The 25,229-nt window shown below is 41.8% G+C and carries 24 protein-coding genes and 1 pseudogene; 12 read left to right on the top strand and 13 right to left on the bottom strand.

Features of this window, described 5'->3' with window-relative positions; genetic code table 11:
• Positions 1-26: 26 nt before the first annotated feature.
• On the top strand, positions 27-1,046 hold the full coding sequence (gene pdxA / locus H0W64_07695; GenBank protein MBA3661593.1) for a 4-hydroxythreonine-4-phosphate dehydrogenase PdxA: 1,020 nt from the start codon (positions 27-29) through the stop codon (positions 1,044-1,046).
• A gap of 14 nt (positions 1,047-1,060) precedes the next feature.
• Here pdxA and H0W64_07690 read toward each other — a convergent pair whose 3' ends face one another.
• Complete coding sequence (locus tag H0W64_07690; GenBank protein MBA3661592.1) at positions 1,061-1,480, bottom strand: PaaI family thioesterase; 420 nt, start codon at positions 1,478-1,480, stop codon at positions 1,061-1,063.
• A gap of 67 nt (positions 1,481-1,547) precedes the next feature.
• Here H0W64_07690 and H0W64_07685 point away from each other — a divergent pair, with 67 nt between their 5' ends.
• A complete protein-coding gene (locus tag H0W64_07685; protein MBA3661591.1) occupies positions 1,548-2,333 on the top strand; it encodes a zinc dependent phospholipase C family protein in 786 nt (261 codons plus the stop codon).
• Positions 2,334-2,606: 273 nt separating this feature from the next.
• Positions 2,607-4,016 carry a TolC family outer membrane protein gene (locus H0W64_07680; GenBank protein MBA3661590.1) on the top strand — a complete coding sequence of 470 codons (1,410 nt, stop codon included), beginning with the start codon at positions 2,607-2,609 and terminating at the stop codon, positions 4,014-4,016.
• Between the two features lie 142 nt (positions 4,017-4,158).
• Here H0W64_07680 and H0W64_07675 read toward each other — a convergent pair whose 3' ends face one another.
• Together H0W64_07675 and coaD are read right to left on the bottom strand one after the other, a co-directional pair.
• Positions 4,159-4,413, bottom strand: a complete 255-nt coding sequence (locus tag H0W64_07675) for a YfhL family 4Fe-4S dicluster ferredoxin (GenBank protein ID MBA3661589.1) — start codon at positions 4,411-4,413, stop codon at positions 4,159-4,161.
• On the bottom strand, positions 4,414-4,902 hold the full coding sequence (coaD, locus tag H0W64_07670; GenBank protein MBA3661588.1) for a pantetheine-phosphate adenylyltransferase: 489 nt from the start codon (positions 4,900-4,902) through the stop codon (positions 4,414-4,416). It abuts the gene before it with no gap.
• A gap of 161 nt (positions 4,903-5,063) precedes the next feature.
• Between coaD and H0W64_07665 the strand changes: the two genes are divergently transcribed.
• Together H0W64_07665 and H0W64_07660 are read left to right on the top strand one after the other, a co-directional pair.
• Positions 5,064-6,773 carry an NAD-dependent malic enzyme gene (locus tag H0W64_07665; protein MBA3661587.1) on the top strand — a complete coding sequence of 570 codons (1,710 nt, stop codon included), beginning with the start codon at positions 5,064-5,066 and terminating at the stop codon, positions 6,771-6,773.
• A gap of 6 nt (positions 6,774-6,779) precedes the next feature.
• Positions 6,780-7,418, top strand: a complete 639-nt coding sequence (locus tag H0W64_07660) for a uracil-DNA glycosylase (GenBank protein MBA3661586.1) — start codon at positions 6,780-6,782, stop codon at positions 7,416-7,418.
• A 7-nt stretch (positions 7,419-7,425) separates the two neighbouring features.
• Here H0W64_07660 and waaA read toward each other — a convergent pair whose 3' ends face one another.
• Positions 7,426-8,691: a lipid IV(A) 3-deoxy-D-manno-octulosonic acid transferase gene (gene waaA / locus H0W64_07655; protein MBA3661585.1), complete on the bottom strand. Its 1,266-nt coding sequence runs from the start codon at positions 8,689-8,691 to the stop codon at positions 7,426-7,428.
• On the bottom strand, positions 8,691-8,834 hold the full coding sequence (locus tag H0W64_07650; GenBank protein MBA3661584.1) for a hypothetical protein: 144 nt from the start codon (positions 8,832-8,834) through the stop codon (positions 8,691-8,693). The genes waaA and H0W64_07650 overlap by 1 nt, the downstream gene beginning before the upstream one ends.
• Between H0W64_07650 and hldE the strand changes: the two genes are divergently transcribed.
• The 5 genes and pseudogenes from hldE to H0W64_07625 all read left to right on the top strand — a co-directional run bounded on the left by hldE (position 8,826) and on the right by H0W64_07625 (position 13,469).
• Positions 8,826-10,277, top strand: a complete 1,452-nt coding sequence (hldE, locus tag H0W64_07645; protein MBA3661583.1) for a bifunctional D-glycero-beta-D-manno-heptose-7-phosphate kinase/D-glycero-beta-D-manno-heptose 1-phosphate adenylyltransferase HldE — start codon at positions 8,826-8,828, stop codon at positions 10,275-10,277. The genes H0W64_07650 and hldE overlap by 9 nt on opposite strands.
• A 5-nt stretch (positions 10,278-10,282) precedes the next feature.
• Positions 10,283-10,939, top strand: coding sequence for a guanylate kinase (gene gmk / locus H0W64_07640; GenBank protein MBA3661582.1), 657 nt, complete (start codon positions 10,283-10,285; stop codon positions 10,937-10,939).
• A gap of 100 nt (positions 10,940-11,039) precedes the next feature.
• A pseudogene (rpoZ, locus tag H0W64_07635) lies at positions 11,040-11,207 on the top strand (DNA-directed RNA polymerase subunit omega).
• Between the two features lie 685 nt (positions 11,208-11,892).
• Entirely contained in the window at positions 11,893-13,044 is a 1,152-nt protein-coding gene (locus H0W64_07630; protein ID MBA3661581.1) for a hypothetical protein, read from the top strand.
• A gap of 164 nt (positions 13,045-13,208) precedes the next feature.
• Positions 13,209-13,469, top strand: a complete 261-nt coding sequence (locus H0W64_07625) for a hypothetical protein (protein MBA3661580.1) — start codon at positions 13,209-13,211, stop codon at positions 13,467-13,469.
• Between the two features lie 425 nt (positions 13,470-13,894).
• Here H0W64_07625 and miaA read toward each other — a convergent pair whose 3' ends face one another.
• The 7 genes from miaA to H0W64_07590 all read right to left on the bottom strand — a co-directional run bounded on the left by miaA (position 13,895) and on the right by H0W64_07590 (position 22,781).
• Complete coding sequence (miaA, locus tag H0W64_07620) at positions 13,895-14,839, bottom strand: tRNA (adenosine(37)-N6)-dimethylallyltransferase MiaA (GenBank protein ID MBA3661579.1); 945 nt, start codon at positions 14,837-14,839, stop codon at positions 13,895-13,897.
• Complete coding sequence (gene mutL, locus H0W64_07615) at positions 14,839-16,617, bottom strand: DNA mismatch repair endonuclease MutL (protein MBA3661578.1); 1,779 nt, start codon at positions 16,615-16,617, stop codon at positions 14,839-14,841. The genes miaA and mutL overlap by 1 nt, the downstream gene beginning before the upstream one ends.
• 92 nt (positions 16,618-16,709) lie before the next feature.
• Positions 16,710-17,774: an N-acetylmuramoyl-L-alanine amidase gene (locus H0W64_07610; GenBank protein MBA3661577.1), complete on the bottom strand. Its 1,065-nt coding sequence runs from the start codon at positions 17,772-17,774 to the stop codon at positions 16,710-16,712.
• Between the two features lie 317 nt (positions 17,775-18,091).
• Entirely contained in the window at positions 18,092-18,547 is a 456-nt protein-coding gene (gene tsaE / locus H0W64_07605; protein ID MBA3661576.1) for a tRNA (adenosine(37)-N6)-threonylcarbamoyltransferase complex ATPase subunit type 1 TsaE, read from the bottom strand.
• Entirely contained in the window at positions 18,544-20,028 is a 1,485-nt protein-coding gene (locus tag H0W64_07600) for an NAD(P)H-hydrate dehydratase (GenBank protein MBA3661575.1), read from the bottom strand. Before H0W64_07600 ends, tsaE begins: the two co-directional genes overlap by 4 nt.
• 30 nt (positions 20,029-20,058) lie before the next feature.
• Positions 20,059-21,264, bottom strand: a complete 1,206-nt coding sequence (locus H0W64_07595) for a tryptophan/tyrosine permease (protein MBA3661574.1) — start codon at positions 21,262-21,264, stop codon at positions 20,059-20,061.
• Positions 21,265-21,587: 323 nt separating this feature from the next.
• Positions 21,588-22,781 carry a tryptophan/tyrosine permease gene (locus H0W64_07590; protein ID MBA3661573.1) on the bottom strand — a complete coding sequence of 398 codons (1,194 nt, stop codon included), beginning with the start codon at positions 22,779-22,781 and terminating at the stop codon, positions 21,588-21,590.
• A gap of 91 nt (positions 22,782-22,872) precedes the next feature.
• On the opposite strand from H0W64_07590, the gene queG reads away from it, so the two are divergent.
• A complete protein-coding gene (gene queG, locus H0W64_07585; protein MBA3661572.1) occupies positions 22,873-23,952 on the top strand; it encodes a tRNA epoxyqueuosine(34) reductase QueG in 1,080 nt (359 codons plus the stop codon).
• On the opposite strand, the gene orn is transcribed toward queG, so the two are convergent.
• Entirely contained in the window at positions 23,929-24,489 is a 561-nt protein-coding gene (gene orn / locus H0W64_07580) for an oligoribonuclease (GenBank protein MBA3661571.1), read from the bottom strand. The two genes, queG and orn, sit on opposite strands and share 24 nt — an antisense overlap.
• Before the next feature lie 125 nt (positions 24,490-24,614).
• Here orn and plsY point away from each other — a divergent pair, with 125 nt between their 5' ends.
• Positions 24,615-25,229, top strand: a complete 615-nt coding sequence (gene plsY, locus H0W64_07575; GenBank protein ID MBA3661570.1) for a glycerol-3-phosphate 1-O-acyltransferase PlsY — start codon at positions 24,615-24,617, stop codon at positions 25,227-25,229.

Below are 25,229 nucleotides of genomic sequence, written 5' to 3'. Positions count from 1 at the left end.
CAGAGCGCTTAATCTAAGGACGGGCAATGCCTGAGGACAAAGCTGCAAAAAGGTCTGTACCCCGTCTATTATTAACACCGGGCGATCCTGCAGGCATCGGACCGGATATTACGATTCGTATCGCGCAAGAAAGTTTTCCTGCTGAAATCATTGTTGTTGCAGATCCTGTCATGCTGGCCGCACGAAGTTCGCAACTTAAATTGCCGCTCACTTTAACGGAATGCAACTTAGACTCAACTCCAACCGCATCAGTTGCCGGTACGCTCAAATATTATCCTGTTCATTTAGACGCTAAAGTTATACCGGGGAAAAAATCGTCTAGCCATGCAGCTTATGTCATTGAAACATTATCGATTGCAAGTTCGCTTTGTCAGCAGAATAGAGCACAAGGCGTCATTACCGGACCGGTAAATAAAGAAGTGATCAATCATGCTGGCATCCCATTTACTGGTCATACCGAATTCTTTGCGCAGTTGACTGGGGTCCTTGCAACCGTCATGTTATTTGTTGCGGAAGGTTCTGAAGGAAGGAAGGATTTCTTAGTAGCGCTTGCGACGACCCACCTGCCCTTAAAAGCAGTAAGCGATGCTATTACCCAAACTAAATTACGCACCATTCTTGCCATTTTAATTGAAGGTTTACAAAGACAATTTCATTTTGCTCATCCCAAAATTGCTGTATGTGGTTTGAATCCTCATGCAGGTGAAGGGGGCTATTTAGGCAATGAAGAAATTGAAATCATCACGCCTACCCTAAAATCTTTTTCAAAAAGCGCTGCAACTTTGATTGGCCCTGTTTCTGCTGATACGATTTTTACCCCGCGTCAGCTTGAACGTTTTGATGCGGTGCTTGCAATGTATCATGATCAAGCTTTACCCGTCGTGAAATACGCAAGCTTTGGTCATGCGGTGAATGTAACGTTGGGGTTACCTTTTGTTCGCACATCAGTTGATCATGGCACTGCTTATGATCTTGCGGGTACCGTAAATTGTGATGCAACAAGTTTACTTGCAGCGATTAGATTGGCGATTAAGATGGTTAATTAACATCATTTCAATATTTATTTTTTCAAGACTGACATCGTTAATCGACTCACCGAAACTAATTTTCCTTCAGTATTTTTAATTTCAATGGCCCAAACTTGCGTGCTCTTGCCAAGGTGAAAAGGTTTAGTAGTCGCAATGACTTCGCCATGCTGAACCGCACGGATATGATTAATATTAATATCAAGCCCAACGCAATAAAATTGCGTAGGATCCACGCTTAAATTAGCCCCTGTGCTACCAATTGATTCCGCAAGCGTACAAGATGCCCCCCCATGCATGATACCGGCAGGTTGAAGCGTGCGTTCATTGATAGGCATTTTTGCTACAAGAAAATCATCGCCAAAATCGATAAAAGTAATGCCCAAAAAATCAGACATGGTATTGAGCGCACGATCATTTAAAGCCTTCAAGTCGAATTTAACTTTCCAAATCATGTCTTGCATCCTTCATTGTGGATCGATGTTGAATGAGTATAATACGACGAAAGAGGAGTTTTCCCGAATGAAAAAGGTATGGATAGTTTATCTTTTTTTTATGTTCACCTGTCTGTCTTCTGTTTATGCTGCCGGTGGCATCACGCATATGTATTTGTCTCAGGAAGCCGTTAAACAATTACCTGACCCCACCTTACGTGAATTATTATTAGAAAATTTTGATGCGTATTTAGTCGGATCCTACTATCCCGATTCAGGCTATATCTCAGGAACAACTCATGGTGAAGTTTCGCATTGGGACCCTTTTATCGATGCCTTTGCAAAATATATTAAAGATACTTATCCCAATCCGATCAAAAGTAATCCCCGGTTAATTGCCTTTTTATTTGGTTGTGCATCGCACCGTGTCGCCGATGAAATTATTCATCGTACCTTCTACCCCATTGTTGCTGAACATGATTTTAAAAATGATAGAAACCAAGCCCATGGACATGGTGATGCAGGAATTGATTTGCTTCTTAATCTTGATCGTAACTTATGGACACTTGCACCGCTCCGTTGGTGGGTTCCCGTACACGATTTATTAGCCATTTATGAAAGGATGAAAGAACCTGGCATTACGGCCCATCAAATTAAATGGGGTAATGCAGCCCTCATGATTGCAGGGTTCACTGAACGCCTCATTGCTTTACCTTCTTACCCATACCTTAAACTTCGTATGCCCTGGACTGCAAAACATTACTTTTTGCATCCTGTCGGTGGGCTAGAAATGATTACGAAAAAAATTAGCCTTTATCAAATGGATTTATGGCATCAATTTAAGGATACGAGCCTGGTCAAACATCCCCCCTAAAGCGGCCCGTCATACCCCAACACGTCTCCCCTGTCCTCTTGGTAAGTGATGCATTACTCACACAAAATATTGTGCAAGTCGATGCACGCGAAGCAAACGATGGTAGTGTATTATTCGATCCTCCTCGGATTCAAAACCCTAAAGCCTTTAACCAGGCAGTGCAACTTATGACCAAATCATTCCAGCGCTAATGAGGCAAGCTTCTTGCTTTCATTTTGTAAAGCTCGTATCTTCTAGGGTCTTAAAAAGCGCCTTTTGATTACGGTTACCTTTATGAAGATAAGCTGGAAAAAAAAATGTCTCCTTATTTTCTCATTTTGTGCTCTTTGGCATGCTGAGGTTTTTGCCGCTGATTTACTGGATGTTTATAAGCAAGCTCTTTTAAGTGATCCTATTTTTCAGCAAGCCATTTCCCAGCGCCTTGTGACCAAAACGGGCGTACCCATTAGTTTTGCTGCAATCTTGCCAAATATTTCGGCGCAATTTAATCCTACTGTTACACGGACAGGATTTTCAGGATCTTTTTTCCAGGTTGATGGTGACACAGGCATTCCTTTAACACCGCGGAATAATACTGCTCGGGCTTACACACTTGCTTTAAACTTGAATCAAACCGTATTTGACTTTGCACAATTTGCAGCGATTGCCCAACAAATATCCTTTTCTAAAGGCGCGGATGCCACGCTCAATGCCGCGTTACAAGATTTAATGATCCGAGTTGCTAATGCGTATTTTATTATTTTAAAAGATGAAGACGACTTGCGTTTTGCGGGCGCAACCAAACGAGCTTATCATGCGCAGCTTTCGCAAGTTCGCCAACAATATCAAGTGGGTTTAAAAACCATTACAGAAGTTTACATTGCGCAAGCTTCTTATGATTCAGCCGTAGCCAATGAAATCGCTATTCAAAATCGATTGGCGAATGATAAAGAAAATTTGCGCGTTATTACCGGTCTTTATTATCCCAATCTTGCTTACTTAAGCGAAGCATTTCCACTTGTTATTCCTTTCCCCCAAAATATGGAAGCATGGGTTAACATTGCTGAATGTCAAAATTGGAATATTATTGCTGCTCAGTATAACGTCAATGCAGCACGCACGAATGTAAAGCAACAATTCGCCGGTCATCTTCCTACGGTAGCTTTGCAAGCTACGATGGATCGCTTTTACGTTCTCAATATTAATGGTTACAATTCTTTAATTAATCGCAATGGTCCTGGTACCCAAACAGATCGGAGTATCGGTTTTAACATTCAATTGCCCATCTTTTCTGGCGGTTTGGTTAATGCACAAACCGATCAAGCCAAATATCAATTTCAAGTTGCACAACAACAATTAGAACAAACGCTAAGGGATAGCATTAACCAGGCACGTCAAAGTTATCACGGCACGATTTCAGGTATCAGTCAAATCAAAGCCGACAAGCAAACCATCAAATCTACGATCAGTTCGCTACAAGGCATGGAAGCAAGTTATCAAGTCGGCACAGAAACCTTAGTCAATGTACTGAATCAGCAAGAAAAAGTGTTTCAAGCACAAACGGAATATGCGAAAGATCGATATGATTTTGTGATGAGTATTTTGAGACTCAAACAAGCGGCAGGGACACTCGGCTTTAATGATTTAATCGCAGTGAATCGTTGGTTGATTGAGCGGGGTCGAAAAAGAAAACATCGATCTTAATAATGTTCGTAAATATCTTCCATTAAGTTTTCTCTTTAGATGAAAAGATTCTGAGTTGGTTTTGTAAAAGAGACTTCAAAATTTAGGACATCTTTGCAAGAAATCAATCTATGACTTTTCAATCATAATTAATAATCAGTTTTCACTTCGCATCACCCGTTAGCAGCGTGTACTTCTTCATTAACATTGCTTCATCTTCTTCATGATCAGGATCTTTGATGATGCATGCAACTGGACAAACGGCAACGCATTGCGGTTCGGCGAAGTGCCCTACACATTCCGTACATTGATTAGGACGGATTTCGAAAATCGATTCACCCTGGTAAATCGCAGTATTAGGACAGACCGGCTCGCACACATCGCAATTGATGCATTCATCAGTAATGAGTAATGCCACTTAACCCTCGGGTTTATATTTTTTGTTGAGCGCCTCAACCACTTTTTTAGGAACGAATCCTTGCACATCACCATGGAGCGCTGCAATTTCACGCACTAAGGTGGATGAAATATACATATATTTTTCAGCCGGCATTAAAAAAATACTTTCAATCGTCGGATTCATAAAACGATTCATACTCGCCAATTGAAATTCATAATCAAAATCCGTCACCGTCCTTAAGCCGCGCAAGATAACTTGGGCGTCATGCTCTCTTGCAAAATCGAGCAGCAAAGAGTTAAATCCCATCACGGTCACGCTAGGCAAGTGACAAAATGCGTCTTCACATAACTTAACGCGCTCTTCAACCGTAAAAAGCGGTTTTTTATTTTCATTGCCCGCAATCGCAATGATGATTTGGTCAAAGATACGGGTCGCCCGTTCGACTAAATCGATATGCCCGAAAGTTACCGGATCAAATGTTCCCGCATAGACAGCTTTCTGTTTCATGAGCACTTTTCCCTAAGAATACAAAATTAAACAAAGACCTACCTTCACCGTGCTTTAGGGGGCTAAGCGTAACACAGATTCGGGTATAATAAATTAAGACCCAAACGTCCTGGTCTCTGTTTAAACAAAGACTCGGACAAGGTGTAGATAAAGAGAGCGTTATGTTGAAATTTAAACTCGTGCGAGACGAAAACGATCATGTTAATTATCTGGAAACGCCATTGTCTGGCGAAAATTTATTAAGCACAGCCCGGCTCAACAAGGGGTGTGCTTTTCCCCGGGATGAACGTGAAGAATTCGGTTTAACCGGCTTACTTCCCTATCACGTGGAAACACTTGAACAGCAAGTTGCACGTATGTATATGCAATACAAAGAACACCACACCAACCTTGGCAAAAATATCTACCTCAATGTTTTACATGATTACAATGAAACTTTGTTTTATAAATTAGTCAATCAGCATTTAGAGGAAATGCTACCGATCATATACACCCCGACGGTTGGGGAGGCAGTGCAGCGCTTTAGTCTTGAATTGCGTAAACCGAAAGGGTTATACATTTGTTACAAAGAACGTGATCAAATCGATAAAATCTTAGAGAATCGTTTACCTTCTGAAGTTGATCTAGCCGTCGTCACCGATGGTGAAGCAGTGCTCGGCATTGGGGACCAAGGCATTGGCGGCATCAATATTTCGAGCGCCAAATTAATGGTTTATAGTTTATGTGGCGGTATCACGCCGCATCGGGTTTTACCGGTTCAACTCGATGTTGGTACGAACAATCCTCATCTTTTACATGATCCAATGTACTTGGGTTGGCGTCACGAACGCATTTCAGGATCAGCATATGATGACTTCATTGATCAGTTTGTATCGGCTATCATTAAAAAATTTCCTCGGTTACTACTGCATTGGGAAGACGTTGGCCGCGATAATGCACGACGCATTTTAACGCACTATCAAGATAAAATTTGTACATTCAATGGGGATATGCAAGGGACAGGCGTTGTCGCGTTAGCCTGTATTTTAGCAGGCGTTCTTGCTTCGGGAAAACCGTTAGCAGAACATCGCATCGTTATCTTTGGTGCAGGAACAGCAGGCGTTGGCATTGCCGATCAGATTTATAGCGCACTCTTACGTTCCGGTTTGACACCCGAAGTTGCACGATCACATTTCTTTTTGCTCGATCGTGCAGGACTGTTAATGGAAGATGGTCGATTACTACCTTTTCAAACACCCTATGCGCGAACGCGTAAAGAGATTGCTGGGTGGAAGTTGCAGGATAATCATGCAGTTACTTTGCATGATGTTATTGCCAATGCCAAACCCACTATTTTAATCGGGAGTTCAACAGCAACAGGTGCCTTTACGGAAGACATCGTCAAAATGATGTCCGCCTCGGTCGAACGTCCCATTATTATGCCACTCTCAAATCCGACGTCTCTCTCCGAAGCGCAGCCGGATGATTTATTAAAATGGACAGAAGGTAAAGCCATTATTGCAACAGGTAGTCCCTTTGGTGATGTGCTTTATAATGGTAAATGGTATCGGGTTGCCCAGAGTAATAATGCCTTTGCCTTTCCTGGTATTGGATTAGGGGCGATTGCAGTTAAAGCCAAAAATATAAGTGATGATATGCTTTGGGCTGCAACCAAAGCACTCGCCGCTTGCTCCCCTGTCAATCAAGATAAAATGGCACCTTTGCTACCAAAACTTGCAGAAGCTAAAATGGTAAGCTTACATGTTGCGCTTGCGGTCATGGAAGAAGCGCGTAAACAAGGCTTAGCTTCCGTTGATGATTCTGTCGATTTAAAAAAATTACTACAGCGTACACTCTGGGAACCGCGTTATTATCCCTTCCGTAAAGTTTAAGGATTCATAGTGAGTAAAACTTATCTTGAGCGCTTAGGCATCACGCCTTGGTGTTATAAAAATAAAATTGAAACGATTACAGCAAAACCTTCTGTAGAACAATCCCTGCAATCGTTAAGGGAAACCGTCGCAACTTGTACAGCTTGCGCATTACATGAAACACGCACGCAAACTGTGTTTGGTGTAGGAAATGAACAAGCAAAACTAATGATTATTGGCGAAGCACCTGGCTTCTATGAAGATCAACGGGGTGAACCTTTTGTTGGACGTGCGGGTCAACTTTTAACAGCGATGCTGAATGCAATTCATTTAACACGGGAAGAAGTTTACATTGCTAATATTTTAAAATGTCGACCTCCCAACAATCGTGATCCCCAAGTCAATGAAGTGTCAACCTGCACACCTTATTTACATCAACAGATTACCTGGATCAAACCCAAATTATTACTCGCTGTCGGTCGCATTGCCGCGCATCATTTACTACAAACAAAATTATCACTAGAACGCTTACGTAATACCGTCCATGCTTATGTACCAACTGGTACACCCTTATTCGTGACTTATCATCCCGCTTATTTATTACGTAGTCCTGTTGATAAAAATAAAGCGTATAGCGATTTACGTTTCATTCAAACGTTATTATAGGTGACCTTTAACGACTGCTTATCGTTGCTGTAATTAAATCGAATTGTTTTAAGAGGGCGCCACGATTGGCATCAATAATTGCACGCGCACGCTGTCCTCTTGTTAGGGCTTCAGTTGTATGTTGTCTTAACTGTTCGAGTTTTTCTGCAAGATGACTTGCATCATCTACCAATTGAATGGCGTCCTCTCGAATAAACATTTCACTAATTTCAGCAAAATTAAACAACGAGGGTCCAGATAAAATGGGTTTACTCAGTGCCGCAGGCTCAAGGATATTGTGTCCTCCCCGAGCAATCAAACTACCGCCAACAAAAGCGACATCACAAGCAGCATACATCATTAATAACTCACCCATGGTGTCGCCTAAATAGACATTCGTCTGAGGTAAACAAACCGTTTGCTGACTTCGTCTTGCCACTTGAAAAGAAGCTTGGGCCATTTTAGCGATAGTATTAAAACGTTCCGGGTGGCGGGGTACTAAAATTAACAAAGCTTGAGGATCATGCGCACATAAACGTTGATGCGCAGCTAATATAATTTCTTCTTCCCCTTCATGAGTACTTGCCGCAAGCCAAACGAAGCGATCTTGGCCTAACTCTGCGCGTAAGTTTTTGCCTTTTTCGATTAACACTTCAGGAATTTCAATATCAAACTTCAGATTGCCTGTTACGACAACTTTGTCTTCGCTTGCGCCCAAATCTTTTAAGCGTGTTGCATCAGCATGCCCGTGTGCAGCAATGATATGTAAAGTTTGTAACATGGCTTTGGATAGACCCTTAATACGTTGATAGCCACGCGCCGATTTTTCCGAAAGTCTCGCATTAACTAAACACATCGGCACTTTTTTTGCTCGACACACTGCAAGTAAATTGGGCCATAATTCAGTTTCCATAATGACACCGACGACCGGCTTTATCGCCTGGAGAAAACGACGGACAGCGGTTGGCATATCATAAGGAATGTAGAGATGAATGACTTCCTTACCCAGGGCTTTTTTAACGCGTTCAGCACCCGTCGGCGTCATCGTTGTAACCACGATGGGAAGATGCGGATAGCGACTTTTTAACAATTTAATGAGCGGGATCGCCGCGAGGACTTCGCCTACGGAAACCGCATGCACCCAAATTGATTTGTCTAAACGTTGCCCATAAAAACCAAACCGCTCAGCCATCCTTTCGCGATAAGCAGGTTGTTTCAAAGACCGAAATAGAAGCCGTAACACTAAGAAGGGTCCGGCTAAATAAAATAAAAATGAATATAAATGACGCAACACTATTTTATCTCATCGCTAAAAAGGGGACCATGGTGCGGGATGAATGTTATTTTTTCAAGTAAGGCATTCGCATATTCTTGAGGATTTTGATACAAATGATAAAATTTTGCGACTTTAACTAAGGATTGGCTTTGATGCAGCATTATCTACCTCCACAAATTCCCGATTTTAATAAAGCCTCAATTCTCGTGGTTGGCGATTTGATGTTAGACCGTTATTGGTTTGGAGATACAGCAAGAATTTCGCCAGAAGCGCCAGTACCGATTGTGCGAGTTGAGTGCATGGACCATCGACCGGGTGGTGCAGGCAATGTCGCCCTCAACCTTGCAGCTTTAGGGGCGAACGTAACACTTCTTGGTCAAACCGGGGATGATGAAGCCGCCAATATTCTTGAAGAACAATTACGGGCCACAGGCGTGATTTGCGATTTTGAGCGTTTAAAACATCTCGCAACGATCATTAAATTGCGGGTAATCAGCCGCCATCAGCAATTATTACGTATCGACTTTGAAGAAAAAACGACGCAGCATAACCCACAATTTCTTTTAGATCGTTATCAAGCTCAATTAGCTGAGGCCAACCTTGTTATTTTGTCTGACTACGCCAAAGGGACACTGGCTTCAGTCGCTCAATTTATTCAACTTGCTAAAAGCGCAGGCATACCCGTGATTGTGGACCCGAAAAGGATTGATTTTGAGCAGTATCGTCATGCCACCATCATCACGCCTAACTTTAAAGAATTCGAAGCGGTCGTTGGCCCGTGTGTGAGTGAGCAAGATATTTTATCCAAAGGCCAAGCACTTCTAATCCAATATGATATCGAAGCTTTATTAATCACCCGCGGTAATGAAGGGATGACATTGATAACTGCCAAAGGTATCGCCCACATGCCCGCCTTGGCACGCGAAGTGTTAGACGTCACAGGCGCTGGCGATACGGTTGTCAGTGTGTTGGGGGCCGCGCATGCAGCAGGCAGCTCATGGACAGAAGCCACAGCGCTTGCGAATCTTGCCGCAGGGTTAGTGGTAAGCAAATTGGGAGCAGCGACGGTCAGCGTTCCTGAATTACTTGCGTCCCTAAAGGGTCAATCACAATTCCGCTGTGGATTAGTCAATGAAGAGCAATTAATCCTTGCTGTTAACGAAGTTCGAGCGCAGGGAAAGAAAATTATTTTTACTAATGGCTGCTTTGATATTTTACACGCAGGGCACGTCACCTGTTTGCAAATGGCCAAAGCATTAGGTGATTTTTTAATCGTTGCCGTTAACACCGATGAATCCATTAAAAAAATAAAAGGACCCAGCCGTCCTATCAATAATATGGAACATCGGATGATCGTCTTAGCAAGTCTTGGTGTAGTTGATTGGGTGGTTCCTTTTGCAGATGAAACGCCAGAACGATTGTTACATTTAATTAAACCTGACTTGCTCGTGAAAGGTGGGGATTATCGCTTAGATCAAATTGTTGGCAAAGATATCGTACAATCTTATGGCGGAGACGTTAGGATTATGAATAGTAATATTACGTCAAGCACCAATATTATCAATCGAATCATTAGTGGACAAAAGCAGGAGGTCTCCGCGTGACGCCTATATCAAAAAATAATCACCCGGTTGATCAGGGCAATTTATTTGTCATCGCTGCACCGTCCGGAACAGGAAAAACAACGCTTGTGAAAGCTTTAGTTGAATCCTTACCCAAGATCACAGTCTCAATTTCGCATACAACACGTAATAAGCGCGCGAGTGAGCAGCACGGTACGAATTATTTTTTTGTTGAATTCGAAGAATTTAAACGGATGATTGCGGAGGAAGATTTTTTAGAGCACGCAGAAATTTTTGAACACCATTATGGTACCAGTAAAGAAACTGTTAGTAGCACCCTCGCCAAAGGAGTCGATGTAATATTGGAAATTGATTGGCAAGGTCATCAACAAATAAAACAATTATTTCCCGACGCGATAGGCATTTTTATCTTACCACCTTCCTTTGAAGATTTACGTTCGCGCTTGATAAAGCGCAATCAAGACCATCCTGAGATTATTAAGAAACGCTTAACGGATGCAAAAGAAACAATTTCGCACTTGCAAGAATTTGACTATGTCATCATCAATGATGACTTTTCTCGCGCTTTAGTGGATTTAAAAATAATTGTTGAAGCGACGCGTTTAAAACGTACAAGCCAACACGTAAGACTCACGCAAATGGTTCAAAGCATTAGCATACTTCCCCCCGCGGCAGATGAATAAATATACTAAACAGGACGTACAGCACAAGACCTAATATTTACCTCTCTCTGCCATTCCTGTATGATTACTCACCACCAATAATAACGTACGAGGTTAGACCATGGCGCGAGTAACGGTTGAAGATTGCTTGAAAAATGTTAAAAATCGCTTTGAATTAGTGATCATTGCAGCAAAACGCGCCCGACAATTGATGCGTGGTCGAGAACCTAAAGTCGCATGGGATAATGATAAATCAACCGTCGTTGCGTTACGCGAAATTGCAGCCGGCTTTACTGATTTCGATCATCAAGAACCTGCTGTTGAAGAAACTTCCTTTAACTTACAAGTCACCACTATTGTCGAAGAAGAGGTGATAGACATTGAAAACGGAAATGAGATTCAACCCAAACTAGAAATCCAAGAAGAAATTATTGAAGAAATCGAAGTCCCAAACATTGTGTTTAACGAAACACCTGAAGTTAAGGATTTAGATTTAACCCCAACTGAAATTAAAGATGCGACAGTCCCAGAAACTGAAGGTTTAGCTTCAACCGAAGTTGAAGATCGGACAGAAGATGAAGATACAGAATCCTCTGAGAATGCCTCGAACCAAGATTAATCGCGCCAAGCTAACTTTCCGCTCCAAGATCCAAACTTTATCATAGTAATTCGCGGGTTCACCACCCGCGTATTTATTGTTTAACCCTACGCGTTATGAGATTTTCAAACCAATCCTTTGCTAGTCCACCATCAATACGGCTTTTAAAACACCCTATGAGCTCGGGCCAAGAATAAAGTGTTGTAAGGCGAAGTGTAGCTTGGAATGAGGTGTGATCTAAATCAATGCAACTTTTGGGTATGATTTTGGATTTAATATGCTTCATCAATGAAACGTAAATAGAAAAAGACTTGCGAATCTAATTAAATTATTTATATTTCATTCAAATCAAAATCATTAATGACATAGGAAAAGAATGGGAAAAAGAACAATAGAGATTGTAATTGATGATAAAAAAATTAACGCGTTGGCGCTACCCTCAGGCGGAACGAAAACTATTTATGATATAGGGGACGGTTACGTTATAGCACGCATGGGTGGAGATGATGCTTTAATAGATTCTGAAATGCAGGTAGCTCATAAATTCAAAGAAATTGGCTTGTATACGCAGGATTACGATAAATTGACTGCCATCATAAATGGCAATCCTGAACCCGTATTAAAAATGAAAAACTTTAAGACGTTGGCCACTGAAGGGAAGCAAGTGCGTGATCGTAAAAATCGAGAATCATCTTGCGGAGACTCTTTCATTTTTAATGATCTGGAGCATTTCAAAAATAAGGCTCATTGGCGCAATGTTTTAAAATATATTGCCGATGACATTTTCTTGTATCTCATTAACAATCTTGGCTTTGGTTCCGATGCATTCAATTTAATTATTGTTGATACAAAAGAAACAGAAGCGGCACGCCACAACACACGTTCCAAGTTGTTTTCTGATATTGAGCAAGAAATTCATTTATATTTCTTTGATTTTGGTAGCAGTGTTTATACACAAGAAAAAATTTATGATTTCATCGATGCGTTTGGTGATATTTCGGTAGAAAATATCCGCATGTGTATTAATAATTTGTCGGTCATCGTAACTGATTCATTGTTTCATGGCGTATTGGATGCTGAATATAAAAATATCATGCAAAAACCGGCAGATTGCATGATGATTTTAAATCTTATGGAAGCATCTAAGGAAATTTTTAAATCTGTTTGGGATGAATTAGTTGATAATATTTCTGCACGTATTGAAAATTATTTAAATAATATACCGCTCCAAGAACGAAAAGATCAATATCTAACCCCACACATGCACTCGATAGCAGAACAAGAAGCTAAGCACGCAGAAATAATGCGCAAAATTTATGAAGATAATAATCGCATGCGTGCCCAAATAGAAGAATCTAGGGCGAAGTTGGAATTATGGAGACATGAGGCTTTGGCTGAGCAAGCTAGGTTAGATGCAATTAACAAAACATTTGAAAACGCAAAGCAGACCATTGAAACTAAATTCGAACCGAAAGAAAAAGTGAATACTGAAAATCCTCGAACCCAATCTCGTTGTTCAATACAGTAGTATTGAAACTGCTCAAAAAGTGGAAGTAATGGCTGGAAATATTTGAAAATTACTTGTTCAAGATGGAGTTAATGCGTATTTTAGGGCGCATGCAAAAATTAGCAAAATGGTCTTAATGGTTATCCCTATTGTACTGTTAAACTGAATGACTTCGTAGGGAACTTTTGAATGCCGCTTGGATTTTATATCAATTTAAAAGTGCACTGGGGCATAGCGCGCAAAAAAATGCATTTGATATTGTAAATCTTGCTATTGAATCGAATGCATTTATGGGACGTCGTCACCATTTCAGATTTTATAAAAATGAAACAAATTTAGACAAAATAATAGATTTAAAAAAATACCTGTTGAACCATGAACAGCATCTTAATAAAATTGAAACTGAAAATGAAAATGCAAAGTTAAGATTTTATAGCAATAGTTAGTTGTATATTTTTCTATGTAATAAATTTGTTTTTTTTCTTCTTCCTCCATTAGAAGGAGTAAACGGATAAAAAAAACAAAGTAGATGCGATGATAATGGCTAGGCAAGCATTCATGGACAAGAAGCCAGTGGATTATTACCCGCTCAATTGCAGAGAACGAAATATAGCCTCCGTGGAATAAAGCAAACAACATTGAATCATCCTAATATTTCTGCATGAAACTGAAACGTATTCGTACAAGTGTGGCTCATGATAACGAGCAAATCTGCTACCGCAGTTTATGCAGATTGCAATTTGCAATTGACACAATCTATTTCGTTTAAAAGAAAAGTATTATTTTGCTTCTACTCATTTCATCTTTCACCCTTGCATCTTTAATTTCACCACTTATTTTTTGATGCTGGGTTTGCATAAGATTTACTCCTTCATGATGGGGTGTTCCTTAGCTTAAATTTTATCCTTTCCATGGCATTCAAAACTTCATCATCATGTGTAAACCAGCGCGCGTCTGGCCATTTACGAAGCCAAGTTAATTGTCTTTTGGCGAGTTGACGGGTTGCCGCTAAAATTTGGTCGACCATCGCATCATAAGTTATTTCATTTGCCAAATAAGACCACGCTTGTCGGTAGCCCACTGAGCGAATAGACGGCATCGTGGCCGATAAATCTTGGCGTGCAAATAACATCTTTACTTCATTTAAAAAACCGTTATCCACCATGTTTTTCAAACGCTGCTCAATACGTTCGTGCAATGTTGAGCGATTTTCTGGGTTAATAATTAAATTATAAAATTGATAAGGAGGCAAAGTGGGTGGATTCAATTTGTGCAACAGACTGAGCGGTTGACCGGTTAAATAAAAAACTTCTAAAGCACGTTGAATGCGTTGCGTATCATGTCTTGCTATACGACTCGCGCTTTCCGGATCATGCTGAGCAAGTTCTTGGTGTAATTTTTCAATGCCATGCGCTGCTATCATTGCTTGTAATGAATCTCGTGTTGCACCATCAGCATGGGGTAATTGAGCAATGCCTTGTTGCAAGACACGAAAATAAAGCATAGTACCGCCCACTAACAACGGAATTTTGCCAGACGATTGAATGGCTTGAATATGGAAAGTGACATCCCGTAAAAATTGACCCGCAGAATAGTTTTCACTGGGGTCTAAAATATCAATTAATCGATGCGGTGCCTTTTTCAAAACCTCAGGCGTGGGCTTCGCGGTACCGATATCCATCGTGCGATAAATCATTGCAGAATCAACACTGATAATTTCACAAGGAAAATGTTGGATCATTTCAATAGCGAGGGGCGTTTTACCCGAGGCAGTGGGTCCCATTAAACAAACAATTGGCGGGTGATCATTTTGCATTACCGACCACGCATAAATAACTTATCTAAATCTGCCAAACTCAAAGAGACAATCGTAGGGCGACCATGATTGCATTGATTGCTGCGATCCGTACTCTCCATCGCGCGTAATAAAGCATTCATTTCAGGTACAGTTAAGATACGATGCGCACGCACAGCATGATGACAGGCCAGCGTGCCTAACAAACGATGAATTTCTCTTTGAGCACGCATACTTTGACCGTGTTGTAATAAATCAGAAATAATATCACGCACTAAAACATCAAGAGGCCCACCTGAAAAAACTTCCGGGATGGTACGCAACATAATCTGCTCAACGCCCATTCGTGAAAAAGTAAATCCAATGCTTGCAAAAAATTCCGTATGGGCTTCAGCAACATCTGCTTCCCGTGCAGATAAATGCAAAGTTAATGGATGCAGTAAGTGTTGCTGCACAATGGCTTGCGAATCAAAAGCTTGTTTCATTTGCTCATAGACAATTCGTTCATGCGCTGCATGCATATCAACTAACACTAAACCCTTGCTATTTTCAGCAATAATGTAAATGCCCTGCAATTGAAAGCGCGCTTCGCCTAAAGGTTGTCTATCCTGTTCGACTGCATGCATGGTACAAGCATGATGGGTGGACATAGGCATTTGGCGTTGAATACTGATAGGCAAAGATGAAAGCAAGGGTGCGTTTTTAGCCATAGCCGCTTGAACTTCTGGTGGCGTCCAATTTTTCTCTATGTTTGATGGAGGTTGCGAAGGAGATGTAATAGGATGGCTCGATGAAGCTTCATGTAATTTAGCTAAGGCATCGGTAATACTTTTATAAATAAAATCATGAACCACTTGGCGCTGCCTAAAGCGAACTTCGTGCTTCGCAGGATGAACATTCACATCGACTTCAGCAGGTGCGATCGTAAGAAACAAAACATAAGCCGGATAACGATCGCGATAGAGCACATCTTGATATGCCATTTTTACAGCATGGGATATCAATCGATCTCGCACCAAACGTTGGTTCACATAAAAATATTGTAAATCATTTGTAGTGCGCGAAAAATGTGGCAAGGAAAGCCACCCACTTAATTGCATGCCAGCGCCTTCAGCTTCAATAAAAATAGCTTGCGTTGCAAAAGCTGCGCCGCATAACGTGGCCAACCGTTGTGTCTGCTCGGCTTGGGAGTGGGCTTGCAAATAATGTTTAACCAAACGTTGGTTGTGCTTTAATTTAAAATCAATTTGCGGTGCGGCAAGGGCAAGTCGTTTAATCAATTCTTCAACGTGACTGAACTCAGTTTTCTCACTGCGTAAAAATTTCCGTCGTGCAGGCGTATTATAAAATAAATCATGCACTGCAACAGTGGTGCCCACAGGATGAGCCGCCGGACTTATTTCTTTTTGCAAGTTACCATCGAAACTTAACCGCAAACCTTCTCGATCGCCATGCCGCGAAGTCAATTGCAAACGCGAAACTGAGCCGATACTCGCCAGCGCTTCACCCCGAAAGCCGAGGGTTAAAATTTGCTCTAAATCGGTTTGATTTTTAATTTTGCTGGTTGCATGACGATCGAGGGCAAGCATTAAATCATCGGGATGAATTCCAAATCCATCATCGCGCACTTGAATAAGACGTAAACCCCCGGCTTCAATATCAATTTCAATATGGCGACTTCCAGCATCCAAACTGTTTTCAATCAATTCCTTAACAACGGATGCCGGGCGTTCGATGACTTCGCCCGCTGCAATTTGATTAGCTAACAAGGAGGATAATTTTTGGATACGTTGTGTCATGGAGCCATGGTAATCAAGAATGACAACCGAGGAAAGCAGAAGCTAAAACTTGCATGGCGTGAAAGGATCAAGTTGTTTTATTTTAAGACAGCTCAATGGTACTTTTCAAAATATCGATGAATTCCTTGCATCATTGCATCCGCTAATTGTTGTTGATAGCGTTCGTTGCGTAATTTTTCTTCTTCCCGGGGATTAGTAAGGAACGCGGTTTCAATCAAAACAGAAGGAATATCGGGCGATTTGAGCACCACAAAAGGCGCTTGCTCGACATGAGGGTAGTGCAACTTACCAATGCGATCGAGTGCATTTAGTAAAGTCGTACCCAAACGTAAACTATCCCTGATGGTTGCTGTTTGCGCTAAATCGATCAAAACGGATCGCAGTAAAGGTGAACGATCTTTGAGGGCCGCAAAAGAAACCCCATCCAACTCGGGATATTTTTCTTGTTGCGCAAGCCAACGACCTGCTTCAGTGGTTGCTCCCCGCTGCGAAAGCGCATACACGGATGCCCCTGTGGCCTTGTGATCAAAATAAGCATCGGCATGAATCGCAACAAATAAGTCAGCATCTCCTTTTCTCGCCAAATTCAGTCGACTGCGTAAAGGGACATAGTAGTCCCCAGTACGCGTTAAGACAGCGCGCATATTGGTTTGCAAATTAATTTCTTTTGCTAAGCGCTTGGCGATACTTAAAACGATATCTTTTTCGAAAGCGCCGTTTCGACCACGCGCACCTGCATCTTTGCCACCATGACCCGGATCAATAACGACGGTAAAAATTTTTCGCCGTCCTGCATGATTACTGTTCGATTCAAAGGGAACAAAAGTCATTGCAGGTTGCTGAACGACTTCAATTTTAATTTGTTTCTTTGCAAGAGGCGTCGTACTTTTTTTGATAAAATAATTGAGGAAATCACTTTCTAAATGATGATGAATTTTCTTTTTAAAATGCACGACAGTAATAGGCGCATTTTTCACTAAAGATTTAGAGAGGGAAGTTAGCGTTAATTGCAATTGAACTTTATTAGCTTCCTTAACAAAATGCATTTTATATTGGACAGGATCTTTCAACTGGAAAGTAAACTGCAATTTCCCCTTAGCAAATCGCTTGGAAGTAAGCGAAATAATATTAGCTTGATTAAATTTGACTTGTTGCATTTGAAAACTTTTCTTCGTATTAGAAAATTCAATAGAAAGTAATTTCTTCTGCGGTAAGTAATGAACCACGCCCGTTGTTTGTTGATCAAAAATGAAAATAACGTGGGAAACGGTAGGCGCAGATTGAACCCTGAGTCCCGTCAAATGAGCAGACGTATTAGCATACGAGATGAGGGGAAAAAGGAAAAACATGATTACAAGTTGGCGCATGGTGATAGTTCCATCTATTCCCATCGAAGCCTTGTAAGAAGGATATAAAAATTACCCAAAACTATCTAATATTAACATGGCAATATTTGACAGGACATTATTTTATCCTATCTCAGCTTTTTTAAGATAGCTTGACCCCGTAAGTTCTTCGCCTCAAAGTTAACGACACGGCTCGTATTAACGATGGTGAGATGACAAATCATATCAGGATTAGGTAACGCTTCATCGACTTTTTCCGCCCACTCAATAAGAACAGCGAATGCCGTCTGAAAATAATCTTGTAATCCAATAAACTCTAACTCGTGCACTTGGGTTAATCGATAAAAATCACAATGAATAATTTCTTTACCTGCCACTTCATACACTTCGAGCAAGGTATAAGTGGGGCTTTTAACTTTGCCTTGATAGCCCAAACCCCGTAAAAACCCGCGACAAAAAGTTGTTTTGCCCGCGCCTAAGTTTCCTTCCAAGAAAATGAGGGTACCCGGTTCTACACATGCAGCGAGTTTAGCACCGCATTGTAATGTTTCAGCTTCATCAGCAAGAGGAATGGTTTTGATCATAGGGAGTAATTGCTAAGTCTTCTGATAAAAGGGAGCAAGTCTGTGGCAATCATCCCGCGCTCACCATCTTTGATAGCGATGTCCCCCGCGATTGCATGCTGCAACACACCGAGCACGGCTGCATCATGTAAGGGAATACCTTGAGCGATTAAACCGCCTATCGCACCAGCAAGTAAATCGCCCATCCCAGCTGTTGCCATACCGGGGTTACCTTTGTCACACACTTCCGGTAATCGATCGGCCGAATAAATTAGGGTCCCCGCCCCCTTTAAAACACTTACGCCCTGATATCGGCTAACTAAGGCCTTAACCGCTCCAAGACGATCATTTTGAATAGCTTCAACATCGAGCCCTAATAATCGCCCCGCTTCTCCCGGATGCGGTGTTAGCACCCAGTCCTTTCGCTCACAAGGATGGGAAGCTAGGATATTTAAACCATCAGCATCCACAACGAGGGGACACGTTGATTGAATGACAAGCCGCCATAACTTTAAGCCCCAATCGGATTGTCCTAGTCCAGGACCTAACACAATGGCTGTTGCGCGCTTCATGAGGGGTAATAAATCTTTTTCGGTTTCAACACCCACCGCCATGATTTCAGGTTGCGTTGCCCCCATCATCATGGCGTGTTCAGGTCGAGTCGCAAGGGTGACCAAACCTGCTCCGACGCGTAAGGCTGCAAGGGCTGCGAGCCGCGGTGCGCCAGCAAAACCAAAATCACCGCCAATGACTAACACATGACCGGATTTTCCTTTATGCCAATCTCGTGGGCGCGGCACGAGATAACGCGTTGCATAGGTAGGAAAAAGACCCTTTAGGGCGATGGGAGTAACTTCATTGAAAAGTGATTCCGGTAATTGTAAATCATGCAAAACCACTTCGCCCGCATAAGCAATGCCGTGACCGGTCAACAGTCCTAATTTATAGCCAAGGTAAGTGATCGTTGCATTAGCGCGGACCGCATCACCAAGAATGATACCCGTGTCCGCTTCAACACCTGTCGGTAAATCAAGTGAAAGCACCGGTCCGCGAAAGGTATGCATAAAATTTAGTACTTTGAGAATATTAGATCGAAGCGTTTTTTTAACACCCATTCCAGCTATGGCATCGACGAGTAACTCAAATTGATGCACATCCATATCATCGCTGAAGGGCATAATAACAACGCCCTCTTTTTCACATTCATTAAAAGCGGCTCGTGTGTCGGGTGTCATCTCTCCTTCGCCAACTTGAATGACTTGAACTTTAATGCCTTTGTGATGCAAAACTCGGGCTAGTTCGTAACCATCCCCCCCGTTATTGCCATTCCCACAGAAAATTGCGACGTTTTGCGCATCGCGCCATCGACGATGCATAAACTCCGCAGCAGCAGTTGCTGCGCGTTGCATCAAAACAAGTGTGGTGATGTCATCTAAACGACAAGCGAGTTTTTCAAGGGTTCGAAGTTGTTCGGTTTGGTAAATAGCGTTGGCAACTTGCATTTGGCTCACTTCCTTGTGCGCGAAATTGAATTAAACTAAACCTTCTAAACCCAGAACAATCATCATGACCGCAAATAATAATAATGTCCCGAGTAAAAATTTCCCACCTGGAACGCGGTAACCTGGAATAGCAAGCTCCTTGTAATAGCGTCCGCTCCAAACCATTAAAGGTGGCAATAAAATCATGAGAACAAAACAGCTAATGCCAGCATATTTTAATCCGCCAATGAATGCATCTGGATAAAATAAGACGATCAACGTCGGCGGCAAGAATGTGGCTACAAAAATCGCTATTTTACCGAAGCCTATTTTCGGAATGGATAAACCATCGGAGAGGAAGTCGGACAAACAGAGTGCAATGCTTAGAAATGAAGTCGCCATGCAAATCGAAGTGAAGAATTTAGCAAGGACGGTGATAGAATCTTTTTGCAAAATGGAGGTCAGTGCTGCGACTAAATCACTATTGGAGCTTGCAGAATTTAGCATTTTAGCTAAACCCGGGGTACCTTCTAACGGAATAACACCCATAATCACCATATCCCAAGCAATGTAACAAACTAAGGGGATAAGCGTGCCGATAAAAATAGCTTTGCGAAGGGCTGGCACATTATCGTTAAAATAAGTTCGTAAACTCGGGATGATCATAAGACAGGTAAAAGAGACCACAGTCACTGTGATGGGTGTTGAATTCGTAATATATTCGAATCGCCCACTACCCAGATTAACAACGGTGATGAAAGGTAAAATTAAAATGACCAGCAAAAAGTAAGCGCCCATCTTGCCAAACATTAAACCCCGATTAACATAGTCAACCGCACGAATACCGAAGTAAACCACAATACCAAATAGGAAGGTGAAGAGAATCGCGGCTGACCAGTTAGGCAACATGATGCCTTTAGAAGCCAGGATGTAATGGAAAAGATCTCCGCCGCCTGCAATGTAAGCACACAAAATCGAATAGAGAAGAACTAGGTAGAAAACCCAGGCCACAGCTTGCCCGCCTCGGCCTAAGGTCGCCCCAGCCATCGAGATGAGGTTGCTGTTAGGGGGAAGCCATAAGTTGACCTCAAGGAATAAAAAAGCGCACGCGGTCATTACGCCCCAGCAGCCCACTAATAAAACTAACGAGCCCCAGAAGCCTACTTGTGCTGTTGCGACTGGCAAAGCTAACATCCCCGCACCGATTGTTGTGCCAACAACCAGTAAAATTCCACCTAATAGTCGATTATTGTTCATTATTTTTCCAATCCTAAAAGCTTATCATGCAAAATTAACATTAAGGTTATATTAAAAATTAGCATTTAGCGTCTAACCCAGTGAATAAAAGATCAAAAATTGAATTAATTATTTTGCCCGCCAAGGGCACAAATGATGATGAAATTCGAGATAAGTGGGTTGGGGAAACCCACAAAACTAAAAAATGGTGCAAGAAAGGTCAAGTATTTTTTGATCATAAGCTTTGGATATTATAGAAGTGAAGAAGAGATGTAAAGATGTGGGATTATGCGGTTTTAGGGGAAATTGATCGGTTTGTTTGACCAGTTAGGCGTAACACCGGATTACGTCAAGGCGGCGAAAATAATGAGTAAGATGGAAATGGCCATGAGGGCCAGTAAGCCTATTTTTCCACCGGGAACTCTAAAACTTTGGGGATAATGCTTTAGGTAACGACCGCGATAAGCCATCAAGGCCGGGAGGAAAACGAGAAGAATCACACAGTAAATTCCGGCATATTCCAATGCCTTTAAAAAAGCATTCGGAAAAACGGCGACAATGAGCAGGGGTGGAGCAAAAGTTAAGAGATAAACAAAAACTTTGGGCCAACCTTTTTTCTCTACACCTAATCCATCTGCAAGGAAATCACCTAAACAAAGCGAAACACCAAGGAAGGAGGTGACCACACAAATTGACGCAAACAATTTAATAAAAAAAGTGATCGGTGCTTGCGAAGTGCTACTAATGAGAGCATTCACCAAGGCGCTATTGGGGTTGGTTGAGCTTAAAATGGAATTTAATCCCTGGCTTCCCCCTAAGGGAATGACGCCCATGATCACCATGTCCCAGAAAAAATAACAAACAAGAGGAATAAGGCTGCCAATTAAAATCGCAATTTTTAATTTTTGAATATCATCTGCAAAATAAACCCGCAAGCTAGGAACAATGGCCGCATAACCAAAAGAGGTAATGGTGACCATAATTGCTGCGCTTGAAGTAACCGAAGTTAATTCAAATTTCATTAAGGGAGCAATTGAAATAAAAGGCAAAAGCAAAGCAACTAAAGCAAAGTAAGCAGTGAATTTAATCATCATTAATAAGCGATTGCTGTAATCCACAATACGAATACCTTGCCATACTATAGCACCAAAGAAAGTCGTAAAAAGGACTGCACTGACGATAAAGGGGATGTTAAATTCTGCCGCGTGCGTTAAGTGAGATAGTAAATCGGTGCCACCTGCAATGTAGGCGCACAACAACGAATAGAGTAAAAGGAGATAAGTTACCCAGGCTATGATTTGACCGAGGGGACCTATCGTTTTTTTAGCCATGGTGATCATATTACTATGGTGGGAGAACCACAAATTGACTTCGAGGATTAAAAAAGCCCCCGCCGTTAATAAAAACCAACAACCCACCAATAAGGCGACTGCGCCTAAAAAACCTAACTGAGCCGTCACAATGGGCAAGGCCAGCATGCCTGCGCCAAGGGAGGTGCCGACAATCAACAAGATACTGCCAATCAATTTAAAATCCATTGAGGTCTCCTCTACCCAATTATAGCAATAGTGTTTTTTAATAGGGCAGAATGATTTATCATGATCCCATAATTACCTTGATAGTACACGCATGTCTGAAACTAATTCATCCCAGTCCGGTAACATTGCTCAGCAAATTAAAGCTTGGGGCAAAGCTTTAGGCTTCCAGCAAATAGGCATCACAGATACGGACTTGAAGCACTACCACAAACATTTCTTTCAATTTTTAAAAAAAAATTATCAGGGGTCGATGCATTATTTGAAAAAGAATGTGCGTAAACGTTTGCAACCCCGCACGCTATTACCCGGAACCATTCGTATTATTTCTGCACGCATGGATTATTTCCCCCCCGACACTGAATCCTTTCGAATATTAAAGGATGGATCGAAAGCTTATATTTCACGTTATGCCTTAGGGCGCGATTACCACCGTCTCATGCGCAAACGTTTAGATCAACTTGCCCTTAAAATTAATAACGAGATTACGCCTTTAGGCTATCGAGCCTTTTGTGATAGCGCTCCGGTTTTAGAAAAAGCAATTGCTCAAAAAGCAGGGTTAGGCTTTATCGGTAAACATACTAATCTTATCAATACTAAAGCAGGCTCATGGTTTTTTTTAGGTGAGATTTATACAGACTTACCCTTACCCCTAGATGCACCCATGCAAACCAATCATTGTGGATCATGTACCGCATGCATTGATGTTTGCCCAACTAATGCCATCATGGGTCCACAGCAATTAGACGCCAGACGTTGCATCTCTTATCTCACCATAGAATTACGGGACGCCATCCCGGTGGAATTGCGCGCACTCATCGGTAATCGTATTTATGGTTGTGATGATTGTCAGCTGGTTTGTCCCTGGAATAAGTTTGCACGCTTTACCCATGAAAAAGATTTTCACCCCCGCCATCAATTGCATGTAATCGATTTATTGGAATTATTTGCTTGGAATGAACAAACGTTTCTTGATAAAACTGCAGGATCTAGCATTCGGCGCATCGGGTATGAATCATGGCAACGCAATATTGCAGTTGCCTTAGGCAATGCACCGCCTGCAGCAGAAATAACTGCCGCTTTAGAAAGAAACAAAGCTACAGCAAGTGTAATGGTTCAAGAGCATATTGATTGGGCGCTTAAACAACAATTAATTTTGCGAAGGAACATTTAAAAGTTTTTCGCGATAATAACGAAGCTCAGCTATTGAATCACGAATATCATCCAGGGCCAAATGTTGGGATTCTTTTTGTAAACCATTATAAATGGTAGGTGCCCAACGCAATGCCAATTCTTTAAGTGTGCTGACATCAATCATGCGGTAATGAAAATAATTTTCTAACTTTGGCATATAGCGGGTTAAGAAGCGCCTATCTTGCCAAATGCTATTGCCACACATCGGTGATTTACCAAAAGGAACATATTTTTCTAAAAAAGCTAGCGTTGCACTTTCCGCATAGGCTTCATCAATCACACTTTCGCGTACACGATCAACTAATCCAGAGCGATGGTGTTGTTTCGTGTTCCACTCATCCATACCCAATAATAATTCCTCAGGTTGATGAATAACAAATTGCGGACCTTCAGCAATCACTTTTAAATTTGAATCAGTCACAATCGTTGCAATTTCTATGATGCGATCTTTTTCAGGATTAAGTCCCGTCATTTCAAGATCGATCCAAATTAAATGATGACTAGAAGGCGCTGACATCAAAAAAACTCCTTGAGTTAAGTGGCAGTATCCTAGCATAACTTTAAGGCAGTTCCGCTAAAACATCTTTGCGCATTTCTTTTCAGATGGTAATTTAGCAAGCTGCTTTTTTGGTAGGGTGCATTATGACTTTAAGTACAATTTTAAATGGGCCAACACTTGTAGGCATAGCCATAGCATATCTTTTTGGCTCCATTTCCAGTGCAATTATCATTTGTAAACTCTGGCATTTACCAGATCCCCGGACGACGGGTTCGCGTAATCCTGGTGCCACCAATGTCTTGCGAGTCGGTGGCAAATTACCCGCTTTACTGACCTTACTTGGTGATGCTTTAAAGGGCGTCATTCCCGTTTTTGTCGCGCAACGTTATGGCTTGACTCCAGAGGGCGTCGCCCTCATTGCTTTTGCTGTTTTTTTAGGACATCTCTATCCTATTTTTTTTCGCTTTGAAGGGGGCAAAGGGGTTGCGACGGCATTGGGATGTTTATTCGTCTTATCATGGCCGGTTGCGTTACTTTGGGTGGTCAACTGGCTCATTCTCGCTTATCTCTTTCGCTATTCCTCGTTAGCCGCGATCGTCGCAACCTTCATTGCGCCCTTTGATCTTTTGCTTTTTCAAGCGCCACTCGCTTATTGTTATGGAATGTTTAGCATCGCACTGATGTTAATCGTTCGTCATCGAACTAACATGATCAACTTATGGCATGGCACCGAACGAAAGATTGGAAAAACAAAATAG

It is taken from the genome of Gammaproteobacteria bacterium (genome assembly GCA_013816845.1).
Taxonomy (GTDB): domain Bacteria; phylum Pseudomonadota; class Gammaproteobacteria; order DSM-16500; family DSM-16500; genus Aquicella.
Note: the sequence above shows the minus strand (reverse complement) of the source record. Positions and strands in the feature narration are given on the sequence as shown.